The organism is Maribacter litopenaei (genome assembly GCF_025244665.1).
Classification (GTDB): Bacteria; Bacteroidota; Bacteroidia; order Flavobacteriales; family Flavobacteriaceae; genus Maribacter; species Maribacter litopenaei.
Genome location: NZ_CP104205.1, coordinates 1,498,358 through 1,515,721 on the forward strand (window position 1 = coordinate 1,498,358; position 17,364 = coordinate 1,515,721).

A 17,364-nucleotide genomic window follows, 5' to 3' on the forward strand; every position below is an offset into this window, starting at 1 on the left:
TTAAAAAATTTTTGGAAAATATATTATACAACCTACAATACTGGCGGCAATCGAGACCAACATAACGGCACCAGCAGAGATGTCCTTTATAAGACCTATTTTTTTATCAAACTCCGGTTGTACATAATCAGAAAGTTTCTCAATGGCGGTATTCAGGCCTTCAATTCCCAAGACCAATGCAATCGCGAAAATTTGTAATATCCATTCTGTACTGGAAATTTCAAAGTAGAAACCCGCAGCGGTCATAATCAAGGTGATAAAAACCTGAATTTTTATGCTCGCTTCGGTTTTTATCAATAAAAGGGCGCCACGAAGGGCGAACCCTACGCTCTTTATTCTATTTATTAGAAAGGATTCCTTGGGCATTGTACTGGATTTAGGAATCCATCAAAGCCTCAAGAGCAGCTTTATAATTGGGTTCGTCCACAATCTCTCGGAACTTGCTCAGTATACAAAACTGTTCCGTTTTCATCCAGCACTACTACGGCCCTAGAGTGTAAGGATGCCAAAGGACCATCTGTAAACTCTAAGTTAAAAGCTCTACCAAAATTACCGTCCCTAAAATCGGATAGCATTTCTACATTTTCAATTCCCTCGGCGCCACAAAAACGGGCCTGCGCAAACGGTAGATCTTTGGAAACACACAAAACAATAGTATTGTCAAGTTCAGCGGCCTCCTCGTTAAACTGTCGCACGGACTGAGCACAGGTTCCGGTGTCCACGCTTGGAAAAATATTCAAAACCAATTTTGAACCTTCGTAATCAGAAAGTTTTACAGAGGACAAATCGTTTTTTGTTAGTTGAAAATCAGGTGCTTTACTTCCAGTGGTAGGTAAAGAACCTAGGGTATGTATTTCACTTCCTTTTAGTGTTACGGTAGCCATAGTATACGTTTTTAATTGGAATGTGAAATTAAAAATATAAGCCCACACCTAAAAGCCGAATCCGGTAAAAAAGAATAATTATTTTACAGGTTATTTTTATTACTTGGCAACTGTTGACGCCAATTTTTTGATTTTGATGTTCAATGCAGCAAAAATGAAGGTCATAATGGGACTGAGCCAATTGAAAATGGCATATACAAAATATTCAGCAACACTTACTCCCAAGACCCCACTATGGTAGGCACCGCATGTGTTATAGGGAATTAATACAGAAGTAACGGTACCTGTGTCCTCCAATGTCCTACTTAAGTTTTCCGGGGCCAAACCTCTATCCTTAAAAGCTTTTGCGAACATTTTACCGGGGACAACGATAGCCAAATATTGGTCAGACGCCGTACCATTTAAAACGATACAGCTAATTCCTGTACTAAAGAACAATCCGAAGGTTGACTTGGCTAGACCTAATAAGGCTTTTGTAATTCGGAAAGCGCCCCTATACCATCCATAATTCCGCCAAAGACCATAGCGCAAACAATTAACCAAATGGTACCGAGCATTCCCGCCATTCCCTTGGCGGAGAACAAATCGCTCAGAGATTCATTGTCCGTGGGCACATCGGTACTTACGGTAATTGCCCTTAAAATACCCTTATATCCCGATTGAAAATCTAATTCTTTTGCTCCTGTAATGCCGGCCACTACTTCCGGTTGAAATATAAGGGCAAAAAGTGCCCCTAAAAGCGTTCCTATCAACAGAGCAGCCAAGGGTGGTGTTTTTTTTACGATCAATGCCACTACGGCAATGGGTACTATAAATAACCACCTATTTATATTAAAAGAGGCATCTATTGAAGAAAGAATGGCATCCACATCCGCCTCACCGCTTGTTTCAAGGTTTAATCCAATAATTATGAAAACGAGCAATGTAATTGAGATAGTTGGTACAGTTGTCCACAGCATATACTTTATATGCGTGAACAATTCGCCGCCCGCCATAGCGGGTGCCGGATTGGTTGTATCGCTTAGTGGTGAAAGTTTATCACCAAAATATGCTCCGGAAAGTACAGCTCCCGCCGTCATACCCAATGAAATCCCCAAGGCCTCACCGATTCCTATCAATGCGATTCCTACGGTAGCTGCGGTGATTCAACTACTTCCTGTGGCTATAGAAATAATAGCACAAATGACGACACAGGCAGCTAAAAAAATCGTGGGATTTAGAATTTGGAGGCCGTAATAAATCATGGCTGGAATAATACCGCTAATCAGCCATGTACCGGCCAAGGCGCCTACCATAAGCAATATCAGCAGGGCGCCGAAGTAGACTTGATGTTTTCCGCAACTTCGGCCAACATTTGTTTGTAGGGCACTTTTTTGTAGATTCCCACAATAGCGGCGACAGCACCGCCAAGTAATAAAATAAACTGATTTGAACCGCTCAATGCATCATCGCCAAAAACATAGACATTATAGGCAAGCATGATAACTAAGGCTACTACCGGAATCATTGCCTCTATAATGCTCAATTCCTTATTTTCAACGATATGCTCGTCCGCCCTATGTTTATTGGTTTTTTGATCCGCCATCAATTCTTTTCCTTTGGTTATCCCGTAATATTACGATTTAAAGGAATGATGTGCAACCCGATGCTTTCTTGCTATTTGGTAACTGTATCTGCTTCAAGGATTTTCAATTCCAACATACATTTTTTCATAATGTCGTAGGTTCTTTGGATATCGTTATCCAACCCAATGGAAAAACGGATGAGGCCGTCACCCAAGCCCATGGCTTTTTGCTCTTCCAACGGTATCTCTGAAGAGGTGGATGTTCCAGGCGCGCTGAACAATGTTTTGTAAAAGCCTAGACTAACAGCTAAATACCCTAACTTTCTTTCCTGCATCAATTCCATCAAGGCATTGGCATTTTCGAGGGAGCCTACATCCATAGTTAAAAGTCCACCATAGCCATATTGAGGGTTCATTTGGTCTTCCATAATCAAATGGCCAGGGTGCGAAGGTAAACCTGGGTATACTACTCTAAGTCCATCACATTCAAATTTTTCAGCAAGGAATTGGGCATTTTCACTATGCTTTTTAATCCTGATATGTAGTGTACGCATATTTTTTAGTATGGAAGCGCCCCTCAAACTATCTAGGGTACTTCCCAAAAGCATTCCAGCCCCATTATTTACGTCCTTAAGGCTTAAACAGAATTCCTTAGTACCACAAACTGCACCCGCAACACAGTCGCTAGATCCATTTATGAATTTTGTCAAGCTATGGATAATGATATCGGCACCCAATTTTGCCGGGGTTATAGAAAGTGGCGAAAAAGTATTGTCAACCACTAGAGGAACCTTGTTTTCCTTGGCAATTTTTGCCAATGCAGATATATCGGCTACCTCCAATAGTGGATTGCTTACGCTTTCACAATAAATCATTTTGGTTTTGGAGGTCATGGCCCTGGCCACAGCATCCAAATTGGTAATGTCCAAAAAGGTTATTTCAACGTTGAACTTCTTTAAAAAATTCTTCATAAAAGCATAGGTCCCCCCATAAATAGTTCTGCTACTAATGATGTGGTCACCGGCATCACATAGTTGTAGAATGACAGCTGTAATCGCCCCCATGCCACTAGCAGTGACGTTAGCGGTTTCCGTGCCTTCAAGTGCTGCAAGTGCTTCGCCTAAATATAGATTGGAAGGGGAGGAGTGCCTACTGTATAAATAGCACCCTTCCGTGTTCCCTTCAAATGTATCGAACATGGTTTTAGCGGATAGAAATGTATAGGTAGAGGAATCCGAAATTGAGGGATTCACCCCACCAAACTCTCCGAAATATTGTAAATCCTGTAAGTCGTTTGCTTCTTTATGGCTCATTGTGTATGATTTGTCATCAAAAATATACTTATTTAGATGTATTGTCAATAAAAATTATTTATCATAGAATAATAATCTATATATAATATTATTTTAGAATATAATTTTACTTCCTACGTTCAGAATGTTAATATTTAGAAAACAATTCAGTTATGAAATTTGATGAAATTGATGAAAGGTTATTAGGACTTTTACAAGAGGATTGTAAAAGGACTACTAAGGAATATGCCGATAACCTTGGACTTTCAACCACTGCAGTATATGAGCGCATTAAGAGATTGGAGCGGTCAAAAGTAATCACCTCCTATGTGGCACTCATTGATCGGTTTAAAGTAAATAAGGGATTTACGGCCTTTTGTCATGTGAAATTGGTACAGCATACACGCGAGAATATCAGGCATTTTGAGCAAGAGATTCTCAAGCTTTATGAGGTGGTGGAATGTCATCATTTGAGTGGTGATTTTGATTATATCCTTAAAATCCATGTAAAGGATATGGAGGATTACAGGAATTTCATGGTTTCAAAACTAACTGCCATTCCTCATATAGGTAGTACGCAAAGTTCCTTTACTATAAAAGAAGTGAAGCATTCTACTGCCATACCACTTTAAAATACAAAAAAGCAGTAATTTTACATAAGTAAAACCCTCACGGTACTACCTTGGGTTTTGAAACTAGTAAGTTTAATATCGGCCTAACGGTCGGAATAAAATAAATCTCTAAGAAAGAGTAAAAATTTAAAATTTATGAATCAATACGATGTAGCCATTATTGGCTCAGATCCCGGAGGATATGTTGGCGCCATACGATGTGCACAATTAGGAATGAAAACTGCCATAATAGAAAAATATTCCACTTTGGGAGGCACTTGTTTGAATGTGGGATGTATTCCTTCCAAAGCTTTATTGGATTCATCGCACCATTATGCAGATGCCATCAACCATTTTAAGGAGCATGGTATCGAGATTCCTGGTGAGGTAAAGGTAAATCTTGAGCAAATGATTTCCAGGAAACAGGGCGTTGTTGACCAGACAACAAAAGGGATTCAATTTTTGATGGATAAGAATAAGATTGATGTCTATGAGGGCATAGGTAGCTTCAAGGACTCAACCCACGTAAATATCCAAAAGAATGACGGAAAGACAGAAACCATTGAAGCCAAGAACATAATAATAGCTACTGGTTCAAAACCGTCCAGTTTACCTTTTATAACTATTGATAAAGAACGAGTTATCACCTCCACAGAAGCCTTAAAACTAAAGGAGATTCCAAAACATATGATTGTTATCGGTGGCGGTGTTATTGGCCTTGAATTGGGTCAGGTGTATAGTCGTCTTGGCGCTGATGTGACCGTTGTCGAATATATGGACCGAATTATCCCTGGTATGGATGGGGCACTTTCCAAGGAATTGATGAAGGTACTTAAGAAACAAAAAATAAAGTTCGCTTTGTCCCATAAGGTTAAGTCTGTGGAGCGGAAAGGTGATAAAGTAACCGTTAAAGCGGATGACAAGAAAGGTGAAGAGGTAGTTTTTGAAGGGGATTACTGTTTGGTATCCGTAGGTAGAAAACCATATACGGAAGGACTCAATCTGGAGGCCGCCGGTGTTAAAATGGATGATAGGGGAAGAATAGAAGTGGATGCACATCTGAAAACCAATGTGGATAATATTTATGCCATTGGGGATGTAGTAAAAGGTGCAATGTTGGCTCATAAAGCCGAAGAGGAAGGAACCTTGGTAGCCGAGCAATTGGCCGGACAAAAACCACATATTGATTACAACTTGATTCCCGGTGTTGTGTATACTTGGCCCGAAGTAGCTGCTGTTGGGAAAACGGAAGAAGAGCTCAAAAAAGCTGGGGTAGAATATAAATCCGGTCAGTTTCCTATGAGGGCCTTAGGACGTGCCAGGGCCAGTATGGACATAGATGGATTTGTAAAAATATTGGCCGACAAGAAAACCGATGAAGTCTTGGGAGTCCACATGATAGGGGCTCGTTGTGCGGACTTGATAACGGAAGCCGTAACGGCCATGGAGTTTAGGGCATCTGCAGAGGACATATCCCGCATGAGCCATGCACATCCCACCTATGCGGAAGCAGTTAAAGAGGCAGCTCTTGCAGCTACTGACGACCGTGCTCTACATGTATAAGAAAACCATCATATAGATAAAAAAGCAGCTAAAAATAGCTGCTTTTTTATTACAGCTTAATTCAGTGTAAATACATATTAAGTTGCTATCGAGAAACTTACTTTTTATGGCTACCATCGCAGTAGGGAGGGTTTCCGGTTCTTTTGCAAGTGCACAAATAGGCTTTTTTACTCTCTTCAAAGCTAAATCCTAGCGATGGCGGTTTATTATGCGCTCTATGGGAACCATCACAAAATGGTTGGTTGCTGCTATGGCTACAGGTACACCAAGCATATCTCTTGTCCTTTTCTAAATCTACGGATATTGGACTATATGTTTTTTCGCTCATTGTTTAGTTTTATTTTTTAATGTAGCGGAAAAAAATGAAATTGAAAAGTTCAATTAATTCTTTTGCAGTCCTAAAAACTGAGCCAATCTATAGGATAAGTTTCTTAAAAAATTAAAACTAATAACGATGTAACGTTCCATTTGAAGTCTAAAAAGGCCTACGAATCTATTTAAACTTTCCTTTATCTGTACTTTATAGTCCTCATATTTGAGGGCCAAATATGAACATAGAATCATAAAGGCCAATGCTCCTGATATGACCCACCATGGGTTTAGCGAGTGGTGAAAAAATCGGTACAGACCAAAACCAGTAAAACTACCATATAGAATGATAAAGTGAATCACGTAAATGGATAAGGTGCTCTGTCCTAGCCGTAATCCTGTTTTATTCGTAAGAAATTCCCTTAACAACATAAAAATGGAAAATACTATCAATACATCCCCAAGCCTAATAAATAGGTAATTATTGGATACAACATCAGCAAATAATTGAAAACCTGTAATGTTGTGCAAGGAGGAAAACAAACTGGAAGAATACCATATCAAAGCAAATCCAACTAATAAGAAGGTTGGTATGGCAACTGTATATAAATGGGTACGTTCCTTAAATCTAGAAAAAATGATAGACATGAATGCTCCCATGGTAGTATATCCAAACCATGGTATAATGGTAAATACAGAACCATTAGTTTTAGTGAGATAATTGGCCATCCATGTAGGTAAACCATTATACTCCGAACTTTATAAACCGGTTCAAAAATAAATAGAACAATAGTCGTTGATAAAAGAATCAATGGGAATAGCCATTTTTTTGATTTGGCCGTAAGGAGATAGAAGGTGATGATCCCAAGGATGGAAAACCCTATACAATGCAATACATCCACCAAGTAAAAAGAACTGTAAATCTGCCCTTTTAGTAGTCCCCATATGTTCAACCGTAACAAATACCCAATGAACAGTAACTGTAAGCCTCTTTTAATACCTTTTTTTACTCTAGGGTTTTCCCAGCCTATTTGTGGAACCTTAATTAGAAGAAAGGTGAATATAAATCCCGAAACCGTGAAGAATACCGGAGCCGTTATACCTCTAAAATACTTCCAAATATTATACATTGTATTGGAAGGATCTCGGTAAATAGGATCCAGGAGACCATCAATAAAATGCCCCTGCAACATCATTAAAATGGCCCAGGCTCTTATGGCATCTATAAAAAACAACCTTGTGGTACGTTTGTCCATAAAGAAAAATAACTACCCTATATACTTAATTTACAGTATGATTGGATGTTTCATAGCGCGAAATTATACAAAATAGTGGTAACTGAGTGGCATTTGGGCTATTTTAGTCATTCACATATTCAATTGGTTATGTCCTTCATTTTAGCTTTTGCGGGTAGTAATTCTTCCACTTCCATAAATTTTGAACTGGTAAAGTTTACCTGTTCCTTAATTCCAACGGAAGAAATACGGCTAATGAATATGCATAATTGCCCATTTCCTATGTATAGTATGGATTATGAAAAGGAGCATGGGTATTCAAACTCTCTTAATGAGTTGAAGAGGGACATACAGTTTGCCAAGGGTATTATCATTTCGATAAACGAGCATAACGGGTATCCGTCTGCCTATTTCAAAAACTTGATGGATTGGCTGTCACGTTTGGATCGGGATTTTATTCGGGATAAAAAAGTTATGTTGATGGCCACCTCTCCAGGTAGGAGAGGGGCTATAGGAGCTTTGGAGGTAAGCGCATCCATGTTGAAAAGATTTGGAGCCGATATTGTGGGTACCTTTTCACTACCTCTTTTTAAGGAAAATTTTGATGTTGAGCGCGGTATTCTAAATACAGAATTAGCAAATAGCCATCAATTATTAGTGCAGGATTTTTTAAAAGTCATAGACTGAAATTGTTGCGAAAACAAATAACCTATACTGTAAAAGACATCGAAACCTTCAAACGTTCGGTGCTTCGTTGGGCACAGCAATTCGATGAAATTGTTTGGCTGGATTCCAACGATCACTCCAATTCTTATTCTTCCTTTGAGGCAATACTTGCAGTGGACGGGCTTACCGGAATCTCCACGGATTACAATAATGCCTTTATGGACTTAAGGGAGTATCAATCACAGGTGAACGATTGGATATTTGGTTACCTGTCCTATGATTTAAAGAATAATGTGGAAAATCTCGTTTCCCAAAATTATGATGGACTACATTTTCCGGAACTTTATTTTTATCAGCCCAAGAGAATTATCCAAATTAAAGACAACAAAATCTCCTTTATGTATCTGCAGATGGTCCAAGATGAAATCCAATTGGATTATGATACTATTTGTGAGATTGATACTAATAATAGAGATGCCCCTGTTACTAATGAAAGCCCCTCCATTAAAATGCGGATTTTTAAGGATGAATATTTCAAAAACGTAGATACCATTTTGAATCATATCCATCATGGGGATATTTATGAGGTTAATTTTTGCCAGGAGTTTTTCTGTGAAGGATTGGAAATATTAACCTTACCTATCTATGAAAAGTTGAATGCCATTTCAAAACCTCCTTTTGCGGCCTATGCGAAGTTGTTTGATAAATATTTGCTTTGTGCAAGCCCGGAACGGTTTTTAAAGAAAGTGGACAACAAAATTGTTTCGCAACCGATAAAAGGAACAGCGGCACGTTCAACAAACATCGAGCAGGATAATATTCTGAAATTACACTTGGAGAAGGATGAAAAGGAACGTTCAGAGAATGTGATGATTGTAGATTTGGTGCGTAACGATCTTTCTAAAAAAGCTACTAAGGGAAGTGTAATGGTAGAGGAACTGTGCAAAGTGTATTCTTTTAAACAGGTACATCAAATGATTTCCACAGTTTCCTGTAAGGTTAAAAGTGATGAAAATCCTGTGGATGTTTTAAAGAGTTGTTTTCCTATGGGAAGTATGACTGGGGCTCCCAAGGTATCGGCAATGAAAATTATTGAAGAACTCGAATCTTTTAAGAGAGGTTTGTACAGTGGAGCGGTTGGATATTTGGATCCCCAAGGTGATTTTGACTTCAACGTGGTTATCAGAAGTATCCTTTACAATAGCTCCCATAAATATCTTTCCTATTCGGTAGGAAGTGCGATAACGGCCAAATCCGATCCGGAAAAAGGAATATATGGAATGTCTTCTTAAGGCCAAGGCCATGAGGCAGGTACTGGAAGATTTTTAAATAAGAGCCAACTACTTAATTGGTTAACTTTGTGTCATGCTCTTAGATTTTCAATCGCATATTTCCGATAATTTTCCGTAACTGACAGAAAATAGATTTTTATTGGCCTGCAGTGGCGGGTTGGACAGCGTTTTACTGTCTTATCTCTGTAAGGAGTGCAATATGGATTTCATACTGGCGCATTGTAATTTTAGATTAAGGGGAGCTGCTAGTGATGGGGATGAGGATTTTGTAAAGGAATTGGGCCATCTTTTGGATCGCCCCGTATTCGTAACCCATTTCGATACCATGGGCTATGTGAATAGTCATAAAGTTTCCGTACAAATGGCAGCAAGGGACCTTAGATACAATTGGTTCAGCGGATTGATGGCGGAATATGGCATAGATTATTTGGTAACGGCGCATCACGCTGATGACAATCTGGAAACCTTTTTGATTAATCTTTCAAGGGGAACTGGAATCGATGGATTGACAGGTATCCCGGAAGCATCGAACCAAATTAGGAGACCTTTGCTAAAATATACCCGTGATGAGATTTTGGACTATGCCCAAAAAAAAGGCTTAAAATGGAGGGAAGATGAAAGTAATTCGGATCCCAAGTATTTGCGTAACAAAATCCGACTAGAAATTGTTCCCAAACTAAAGGAGTTACATCCTTCCTTTATGGAGAATTTTGAAAGAACATTGGGTTTTCTAAAGGAGGCCCGGGAAATTTCGGAAAATGAACTGTCAAGGGTCAAGGAAAGCCTGTTCCAAAAGGAAGACCAGTATTTGAAGATTTCGGTATCGGAATTAAAAAAATTGCATCCCTTAAAAGGGTATTTATATGGTCTGTTCCGGGAGTATGGTTTTACTGAATGGACCAATGTATTGGAGTTGTTGGATGCCATGAGCGGCAAATCAATTTACTCCAAGGAATATGTTTTGCTAAAAAACCGGGATTATCTGATTTTGGCTAAAAACGAAGAACAGCGGCAAGAAGCGTATGAAATTGAAAGGGATGTTTTTACCATCGATTATCCAATAGGTTTGAAAAGCAAAGTGGTGTCTGAAAAACAGGATAATACCTCAAGCATAATTTATTTGGACAAAAACACGTTAAAGTTTCCGTTGACCGTAAGGAAATGGAAGAAAGGCGACTATTTTTATCCTTTGGGAATGAAGGGGAAAAAGAAACTGTCCAAATACTTTAAAGACGAAAAAGTAGACCTCTTTTCCAAAGCGGAACAATGGCTGCTTTGCTCTAACGATCAAATCGTTTGGGTGATAGGAAGACGTGCGGATGACCGATTTAAAGTTAGGGATACGACTAAAGAAATACTAAGTATAACATTATTATGAGGAATTTAATTTTCGGAATTTTTCTTCTTTTTACATCATTTATGGGACATTCCCGGAGCGATGAAAACCCCGTAGTTTGGAGTCACGAAGTCAATAAGATTTCGGATACGGAATTTGAACTTATCATAAAAGGAGACATCCATAAGGGATGGCATATATTTTCCCAATTCAATGCTGAAGGAGGTTCATTACCAAGTGTATTCAAGTACAAAAAGGCAGGCGAGGACTATGAATTGATTGGAGGAACGGAGGAAAGCGAAACTGTAGTGGAGTATTCGGATATATGGGAAATGGACGAAACTTTTTTTGTTGATGAAGTCACTTTTAGGCAGCATATAAAACTTTTAAATCCAGTAAATCAACCAGATTGGGGTCTACCTTGAATATCAAATTTGCAAAGAAGTTTGTATACCAGCCGATATCGATTTTGTATTCTCCTTAGATGGTTCTGAAGCTGTCACAAATACAGTGGAATTGGACGAAAAGAGTAAGTTGTTAACGTCCAGTCTAAAATTGGACTTAAAGAACAAAGCGTTATTGAGTCAGGGCCAGGAGAATATTGGGTCGGGTTCCAATTTGTGGGTCATTTTTGCCCTCGGGTTTTTGGGAGGACTTATTGCACTGTTAACGCCCTGTGTATTTCCCATGATTCCTTTGACCGTTTCCTTTTTTACCAAACATTCGGAGAAGAAATCCAAGGGGATTGCCAATGCGTTACTTTATGGGTTTTTCATTGTATTAATTTATTTTCTTTTGAGCCTACCGTTCCATTTATTTGATTCAGTCGACTCTCAAATACTGAATACCATTGCTACGAACGTTTGGCTCAACCTGGCATTCTTTGCCATTTTCGTATTTTTCGCCTTTTCATTTTTTGGCTATTATGAATTGACATTACCCAGTTCATGGGCCAATAAGATGGATGCCGCTTCTTCAAAGATTGGAGGAGCTTTGGGAATCTTTTTTATGGCGGTAACGTTGGCCATCGTATCTTTTTCCTGTACAGGGCCAATTTTGGGCGGACTCTTGGGCGGCACTACTTTGGCTGAAGGTGATGTGGCCACTAATTTATCGGCTGGAATGACTGGTTTCGGAGTTGCTTTGGCCTTTCCGTTTGCCCTTTTTGCCCTATTTCCTGCTTGGTTGAATTCTCTGCCAAAATCAGGTGGTTGGATGACTACGGTAAAGGTCGTATTAGGATTTTTGGAAATAGCGTTGGCTTTAAAATTTCTTTCCAATGCAGATTTGGTTGGACATTGGGGAATTCTCAAAAGAGAAATCTTTATAGGGATCTGGATTCTTATTGGCTTACTCACAACGCTATACTTATTCGGCATTTTTAGATTTCCTCATGACGATCCAAAGGGAAAACTAACAATCGGAAGAAAGGCGGTCGGAGTTGTAAGTGCGCTCTTCAGTTTATATCTGTTATTGGGTCTGACCGGTGTTTCCAATCTAAAATTATTGAGTGGTTTTCCGCCACCGGAATTTTACAGTGTTTTTGAACAGGAATCTGATTGTCCCCTGGGCATTGACTGTTTTAAGGACTTTGAAACAGGATTGGCCTATGCCAAGGAAAAGGATAAACCGATTCTATTGGATTTTACCGGATGGGCCTGTGTCAACTGCAGAAAGATGGAAGAAAATGTGTGGAGCGAACCGAGACGTCTATAACATTCTTAAAAATGACTTTGTGCTTATCTCCCTGTATGTAGATGATAGACAAGAACTTCCTGAGGAGGAACAATTCAATTTTCAGTATGACTCGGGACGCATAAAACGTATAGGTAACATTGCCCAAAAATGGGGGACTTTTCAGGATGTAAACTTTAATGCAGTATCACAGCCTTTTTATGTATTGCTTTCCCAGCATTTAGAGGTATTGAACACTTCCATTCAAAATACAGATGCGGAAACTTATAAAAATTGGTTGGAAGAAGGATTGAGGACTTTTGATAAAAAGGGCCTTTCTAGTTTTCCTTAATTAATACGCATACCGTTTTACCGCTTTTGAAATTAAACCTTAAATTACAACGGTTAATTTATGGTGTTCATGAGGTTTGTAAAAAAGATAGGACTCGCTCTTTTAGTCCTTGTAGTGCTACTGGTTATTTACGGGTTCATTTTTATTCAACTACATAAACCTGATTATTCCGGTAATAAAAAGCTTTCCAATTTACAAGATGAGGTACAGGTTTACTATGACAATTACGGAATTCCCCATATCTATGGAAAATCTGAAGAAGATGCCTTTAGAGTCCTAGGGTATGTGCATGCGCAAGACAGGCTCGGCAAATGGAATTGCTTCGAAGAATAGGTAGTGGGGGACTCTCTGAAGTTTTTGGCAAGGATTTGATTGGTACGGATAAATTCTTTCTTTCCTTGGGAATCGATGAGGCATCGGAAAACACCGTTTCCAAATTGGATATGAATAGTGAGGGCGTCGCTATTATAAATGCCTATTTGGACGGGCTTAATAAGTATGTAGAAGAAGGACCCACGCCCATTGAATTTTATTTGACGGGTATCGAAAAAACCAAGTTTACGATTACCGATGTTTATAACACCATGGGTTATATGGCATTTAGTTTTGCCATGGGGCACAAAACGGACCCACTGCTTAGCAATATCCATAACAAACTGGGGCCAGCGTATATAAATGATTTGACAATCTATTCCGATACTTCCACTGTATGGATTCAGAATTATAGAAATGATGCCGTGGATTCCGTTGGAAATTCCGTAACTGCCATAGTCACGAAAGCACTGGCAAAATTAAACCTTCCCCTGTTCGAGGGAAGCAACAGCTGGGTTTTGGCACCTGCAAAGACCGAAAAAGGCAAGGTCATCTTTGCAAATGATCCGCATATTGGCTTTGCACAACCATCGGTTTGGTACGAGGCCCATTTGGAAACGCCTACCTATTCGAAATATGGCTACCATATTGCCGGCATCCCGTTTCCGGTTTTGGGACACAATCGAGATATAGCCTATGGTATGACCATGTTCGAGAACGATGATGTCGATTTTTACTATGAGGAAGACAATCCGGAAAATTCAAATCAGTATAGGCTAAATGGAGCATGGAAAGATTATGAATCGGTAATGAAAACGATCAAGGTAAAGGATTCCACAGATGTTGAATTTTCATTTAAAAAATCGATTCATGATCCCATTCTGAATGGCATCGCAAATCAAATAGAAGGGGAGAGGCCCATTTCTATGTACTGGGTCTATACCCAAGAGGAAAATACCGTGGTCGATGCCTTTTACGAAATAAGTCACGCCACCAATCTCTCTGAATTTACATTGGCCTTGCCAAAAATACATGCACCTGGACTCAATATTATGTATGGCGATGCCGAAGGCAATATAGGTTGGTTTGCCACCGCAAAACTTTGGCAGGTTCCGGATAGTGTAAACACAAAACTGGTCTTTGATTCAATGAACAGACCCAATGAGGAAAGGGAATTTTTGGGATTTGAAAAGAATCCACAGGCTATAAATCCCCCATGGGATTATGTGTATTCGGCAAACAACCAACCTGATTCCATTTCGGGCATGTTGTATCCGGGTTATTATTTGCCGGAAAATAGGGCAAAAAGAATCGTCCAATTATTGGAGCCTAAAAATGACTGGAATCAAGAGGACGTTTCCAACATGATATTGGACGTAAATTCACCCGTACACCTGGAGACTGCCCAAAATCTAATCAACTCGATTAATATCAGCGGCTTAACCGAAAGGGTAACCAATGTTTTGGACGTCTTGGAAGCATGGGACGGAACGTACTCTTTGGATAATATCGGAGGAACCATATATACACGTTGGGTATATAAAATATTGGAGAACACATTTAAAGACGAATTGGGAACGGAACAATTCGAACAATTGTTGTCGACCCATATTCTTAAAAGAACCATTGCACCTATAATTGAGATGGAAAATTCGGTTTGGTGGGATGATGTCAATACTTCCGAGACCAAAGAAAATAGGAGTGACATTTTTGAAAAGTCCTTGATGGAGGCTATCACCTCCTTGGAATCTGATTTCGGGACAGATACCAATAATTGGACCTGGGACAAGGTACATAAGGTTGAGCATGGGCATCCAATCGGTCAGGTCGAGGCCCTACGTTCTTTATTCAATGTGGGTCCCTATCCTGTTGTAGGGACTAGAGAGGTTATAAACAACCTGGGTTTTCCCTATGATAGTACAGGAATGTACAATGTAAGTATGGGCCCTTCCACTCGAAGGGTCATTGATTTTTCCGATGTTGAAAATAGTATAAGCATCTTACCTACAGGACAATCCGGCAATCCGTTCAGCGAACACTACAAGGATCAAGCGGAGATGTACATTAATGGGGAATTCAGAAAAATGATGATGAATGAAGAGGAGATTAAAAGAAATGCAAAATCTGTATTGATATTTAGGAAATAATAATTTGGAAAAGTCAATCAGGCAGTTACCTCAAGTATTAACCATCATTTTTAGGGAATCGTTAAATTTCAAAAAGAAGCAGTTTTAATTTGGCACACCTCAAAGGTTTTTTGTTATTTTTAGTGGATAACCAACACTATGAAAAGTACCAACCTTGTTTCACTCCTGTCCATAGTATTCTTCTCCTTACATATCGGTATCGCTCAAAATGCCTCAGTTGAACCCCAATATTTCAATTGGTTCGATAATGAAGTCCGAGAGAAATAATACTTCGCTTTTTAACGGGCTCGAGTATATCGAACTTTATAGAACAATAAATGATAAGCATAAATTCTACGGCACCAGTGATTTTCAATTTGGCTCCGTGGTCTATGATGGTCAATTTTTTGATCAGGTACCCCTAAAATATGATTTAGATGCTGATGACCTACTCCTAAACGTTGGATACAATTACCCTTATCCTATTTTGATATTGATTAAATCAAAAGTAGAACGGTTTAGTTTACCTGGTGCGGATTTCATACAGGTCCCGGAAAATATCGAAGAATTAAAGGAACACGGTTTTTATCAGATTTTACTGGAAAATTCTCTTGTTTCCTTGTTGAAGAAAAATTTTAAGAAACGATTCAAAAGAATTCGTGGTAGTACCCTTTATTATGAATTTATACAGGAAGGAAGTTTTGCTATCAAATATGACGGCACCTATTACGAAATATCCAATAAACAAGATGTGGTGAGAATTTGGCGGATCAGCGGGACTATATCAATGAGAATTATAATAATTCATTGAAAAAGGCTGATGAAGAAATCTTTTGGATCAATTTCTTTACAAAATTGTCCGATGAAATCAATTCACAAAACAGAGGGTAAAAATTATGAGGAAACTATTACACATTTTTGTCCTGGTATGTTGTGCGACATTGTTTGGCCAGGAACAGGAAGCCAAATATTCATTTCAGTTCTCGGAACAAAATATAGTAGAGGTACTAGGGATCCTAGAGGAGCAAGCTGATGTAGTATTCTATTATGATATCAGCTGGTTTTCGGGGCAAACCTTTTCAGGTACTTTCAATAATGCTACCCTATCCGAAATTCTTGAGGAGGTTTTTAAGGAGACTACATTGAACTTCTTTCAATATGATGCCGATAAAATTATCCTTACCCGGAACAATATTATCTATAAGGATTTGCCGGAAGGATTTTTTGGCAGGGAAGAAGTTGATTCCTTACCCGCCGTTGCCAACAATATCAAGGTAACGAGTAACCCCGTTTTTTCAAATATTGAAGCCAATAGGGGAAATGAAATATCCAGAACCGTAAGGATTGGCAAGGAGAACCTTTCGGACAATAGAACCACCTTCATCATTAGCGGATATGCCGGAACCGTTGATCAGAATCAGCCGATCTCCAATTTGTCCATTATTTTGAATGATAAAAATTCAGGCACCGTTACCAATGACAACGGATATTATCAATTAGAGGTGCCTGCAGGAACTAATATAGTTAGAACAAGTTCTTTGGGAATAGAACCCAGTACCACCGTAATTGTTGTCTATAATGATGGGAACCTCAATTTTGATTTGGCCGAAAGCGTTGAATTCCTGGATGAGGTGACCGTAGAAGCGAATGCAGCCAAAAACGTTGAGGAGGCTATTTCCGGAAGTACGGAATTGGTGGTGGAGGAAACCAAAAATATTCCCTTGGTTTTGGGAGAAAGGGATGTGCTCAAAGTGGCAACTACCTTGCCGGGTATCTCCACGGCGGGAGAAGGTGCGGCCGGTTTTAACGTGCGGGGCGGTAGTACGGATCAGAACTTGATTCTTCTTGATAATGCCGTCATGTACAATCCTTCACATTTCTTTGGTATTTTTCAAGCGATCAACCCTTTTACGACCAAAGATCTTAAAGTACTTAAGGGAGGAATACCTGCCGAATATGGAGGACGACTTTCCTCTGTATTCGATATCACTTCCAAAGACGCCAATACTGAAAAGATTGCCGGTGAGGCCGCCATTGGCCCAGTGACCAGTAATTTGGCCTTGGAGATTCCTGTAGTAAAGGGAAAATCAGGGTTAATGTTAGGGGGTAGGGGACTCTACTCGGATGGATTCTAAGATCTTTAAAGGA

Annotated in this window: 9 protein-coding genes and 6 pseudogenes; 9 read left to right on the forward strand and 6 right to left on the reverse strand. The window is 39.3% G+C overall.

The window, feature by feature from the left end; translation table 11 throughout:
* The 4 genes and pseudogenes from NYZ99_RS07945 to NYZ99_RS07960 all read right to left on the reverse strand — a co-directional run bounded on the left by NYZ99_RS07945 (nt 1) and on the right by NYZ99_RS07960 (nt 3,761).
* Nucleotides 1-366 carry a diacylglycerol kinase gene (locus tag NYZ99_RS07945; protein ID WP_260574761.1) on the reverse strand — a complete coding sequence of 122 codons (366 nt, stop codon included), beginning with the start codon at nt 364-366 and terminating at the stop codon, nt 1-3.
* 10 nt (nt 367-376) lie between these two features.
* Nucleotides 377-884, reverse strand: a pseudogene (gene tpx / locus NYZ99_RS07950) (thiol peroxidase).
* Between the two features lie 99 nt (nt 885-983).
* Nucleotides 984-2,469 (reverse strand): annotated as a pseudogene (nhaC, locus tag NYZ99_RS07955) (Na+/H+ antiporter NhaC).
* 71 nt (nt 2,470-2,540) lie between these two features.
* The gene (locus NYZ99_RS07960; RefSeq protein WP_260574763.1) at nt 2,541-3,761 is read right to left on the reverse strand and encodes an aminotransferase class I/II-fold pyridoxal phosphate-dependent enzyme; all 1,221 of its coding nucleotides are present in this window, start codon (nt 3,759-3,761) and stop codon (nt 2,541-2,543) included.
* Between the two features lie 152 nt (nt 3,762-3,913).
* Between NYZ99_RS07960 and NYZ99_RS07965 the strand changes: the two genes are divergently transcribed.
* Both NYZ99_RS07965 and lpdA read left to right on the forward strand, forming a co-directional pair.
* Entirely contained in the window at nt 3,914-4,372 is a 459-nt protein-coding gene (locus NYZ99_RS07965) for an Lrp/AsnC family transcriptional regulator (protein WP_260574765.1), read from the forward strand.
* A gap of 135 nt (nt 4,373-4,507) precedes the next feature.
* The gene (lpdA, locus tag NYZ99_RS07970; protein WP_260574767.1) at nt 4,508-5,914 is read left to right on the forward strand and encodes a dihydrolipoyl dehydrogenase; all 1,407 of its coding nucleotides are present in this window, start codon (nt 4,508-4,510) and stop codon (nt 5,912-5,914) included.
* 97 nt (nt 5,915-6,011) lie between these two features.
* On the opposite strand, the gene NYZ99_RS07975 is transcribed toward lpdA, so the two are convergent.
* Complete coding sequence (locus NYZ99_RS07975; protein WP_260574768.1) at nt 6,012-6,242, reverse strand: CDGSH iron-sulfur domain-containing protein; 231 nt, start codon at nt 6,240-6,242, stop codon at nt 6,012-6,014.
* Between the two features lie 53 nt (nt 6,243-6,295).
* Nucleotides 6,296-7,479, reverse strand: a pseudogene (locus tag NYZ99_RS22870) (heparan-alpha-glucosaminide N-acetyltransferase domain-containing protein).
* A gap of 75 nt (nt 7,480-7,554) precedes the next feature.
* On the opposite strand from NYZ99_RS22870, the gene NYZ99_RS07985 reads away from it, so the two are divergent.
* The 7 genes and pseudogenes from NYZ99_RS07985 (at nt 7,555) to NYZ99_RS21655 (ending at nt 17,351) form a co-directional block, all read left to right on the forward strand.
* The gene (locus NYZ99_RS07985) at nt 7,555-8,145 is read left to right on the forward strand and encodes an NADPH-dependent FMN reductase (RefSeq protein ID WP_338039395.1); all 591 of its coding nucleotides are present in this window, start codon (nt 7,555-7,557) and stop codon (nt 8,143-8,145) included.
* Nucleotides 8,146-8,150: 5 nt separating this feature from the next.
* A pseudogene (locus NYZ99_RS07990) lies at nt 8,151-9,453 on the forward strand (anthranilate synthase component I family protein).
* A gap of 81 nt (nt 9,454-9,534) precedes the next feature.
* On the forward strand, nt 9,535-10,794 hold the full coding sequence (gene tilS, locus NYZ99_RS07995) for a tRNA lysidine(34) synthetase TilS (RefSeq protein ID WP_260575215.1): 1,260 nt from the start codon (nt 9,535-9,537) through the stop codon (nt 10,792-10,794).
* Nucleotides 10,791-12,778 (forward strand): annotated as a pseudogene (locus NYZ99_RS08000) (protein-disulfide reductase DsbD family protein). The gene tilS and the pseudogene NYZ99_RS08000 overlap by 4 nt, the downstream one beginning before the upstream one ends.
* A 69-nt stretch (nt 12,779-12,847) precedes the next feature.
* A pseudogene (locus NYZ99_RS08005) lies at nt 12,848-15,237 on the forward strand (penicillin acylase family protein).
* Between the two features lie 247 nt (nt 15,238-15,484).
* Nucleotides 15,485-16,027, forward strand: a complete 543-nt coding sequence (locus NYZ99_RS08010; RefSeq protein ID WP_260574770.1) for a hypothetical protein — start codon at nt 15,485-15,487, stop codon at nt 16,025-16,027.
* A gap of 85 nt (nt 16,028-16,112) precedes the next feature.
* The gene (locus tag NYZ99_RS21655) at nt 16,113-17,351 is read left to right on the forward strand and encodes a carboxypeptidase-like regulatory domain-containing protein (RefSeq protein WP_338039396.1); all 1,239 of its coding nucleotides are present in this window, start codon (nt 16,113-16,115) and stop codon (nt 17,349-17,351) included.
* Nucleotides 17,352-17,364 lie beyond the last annotated feature (13 nt).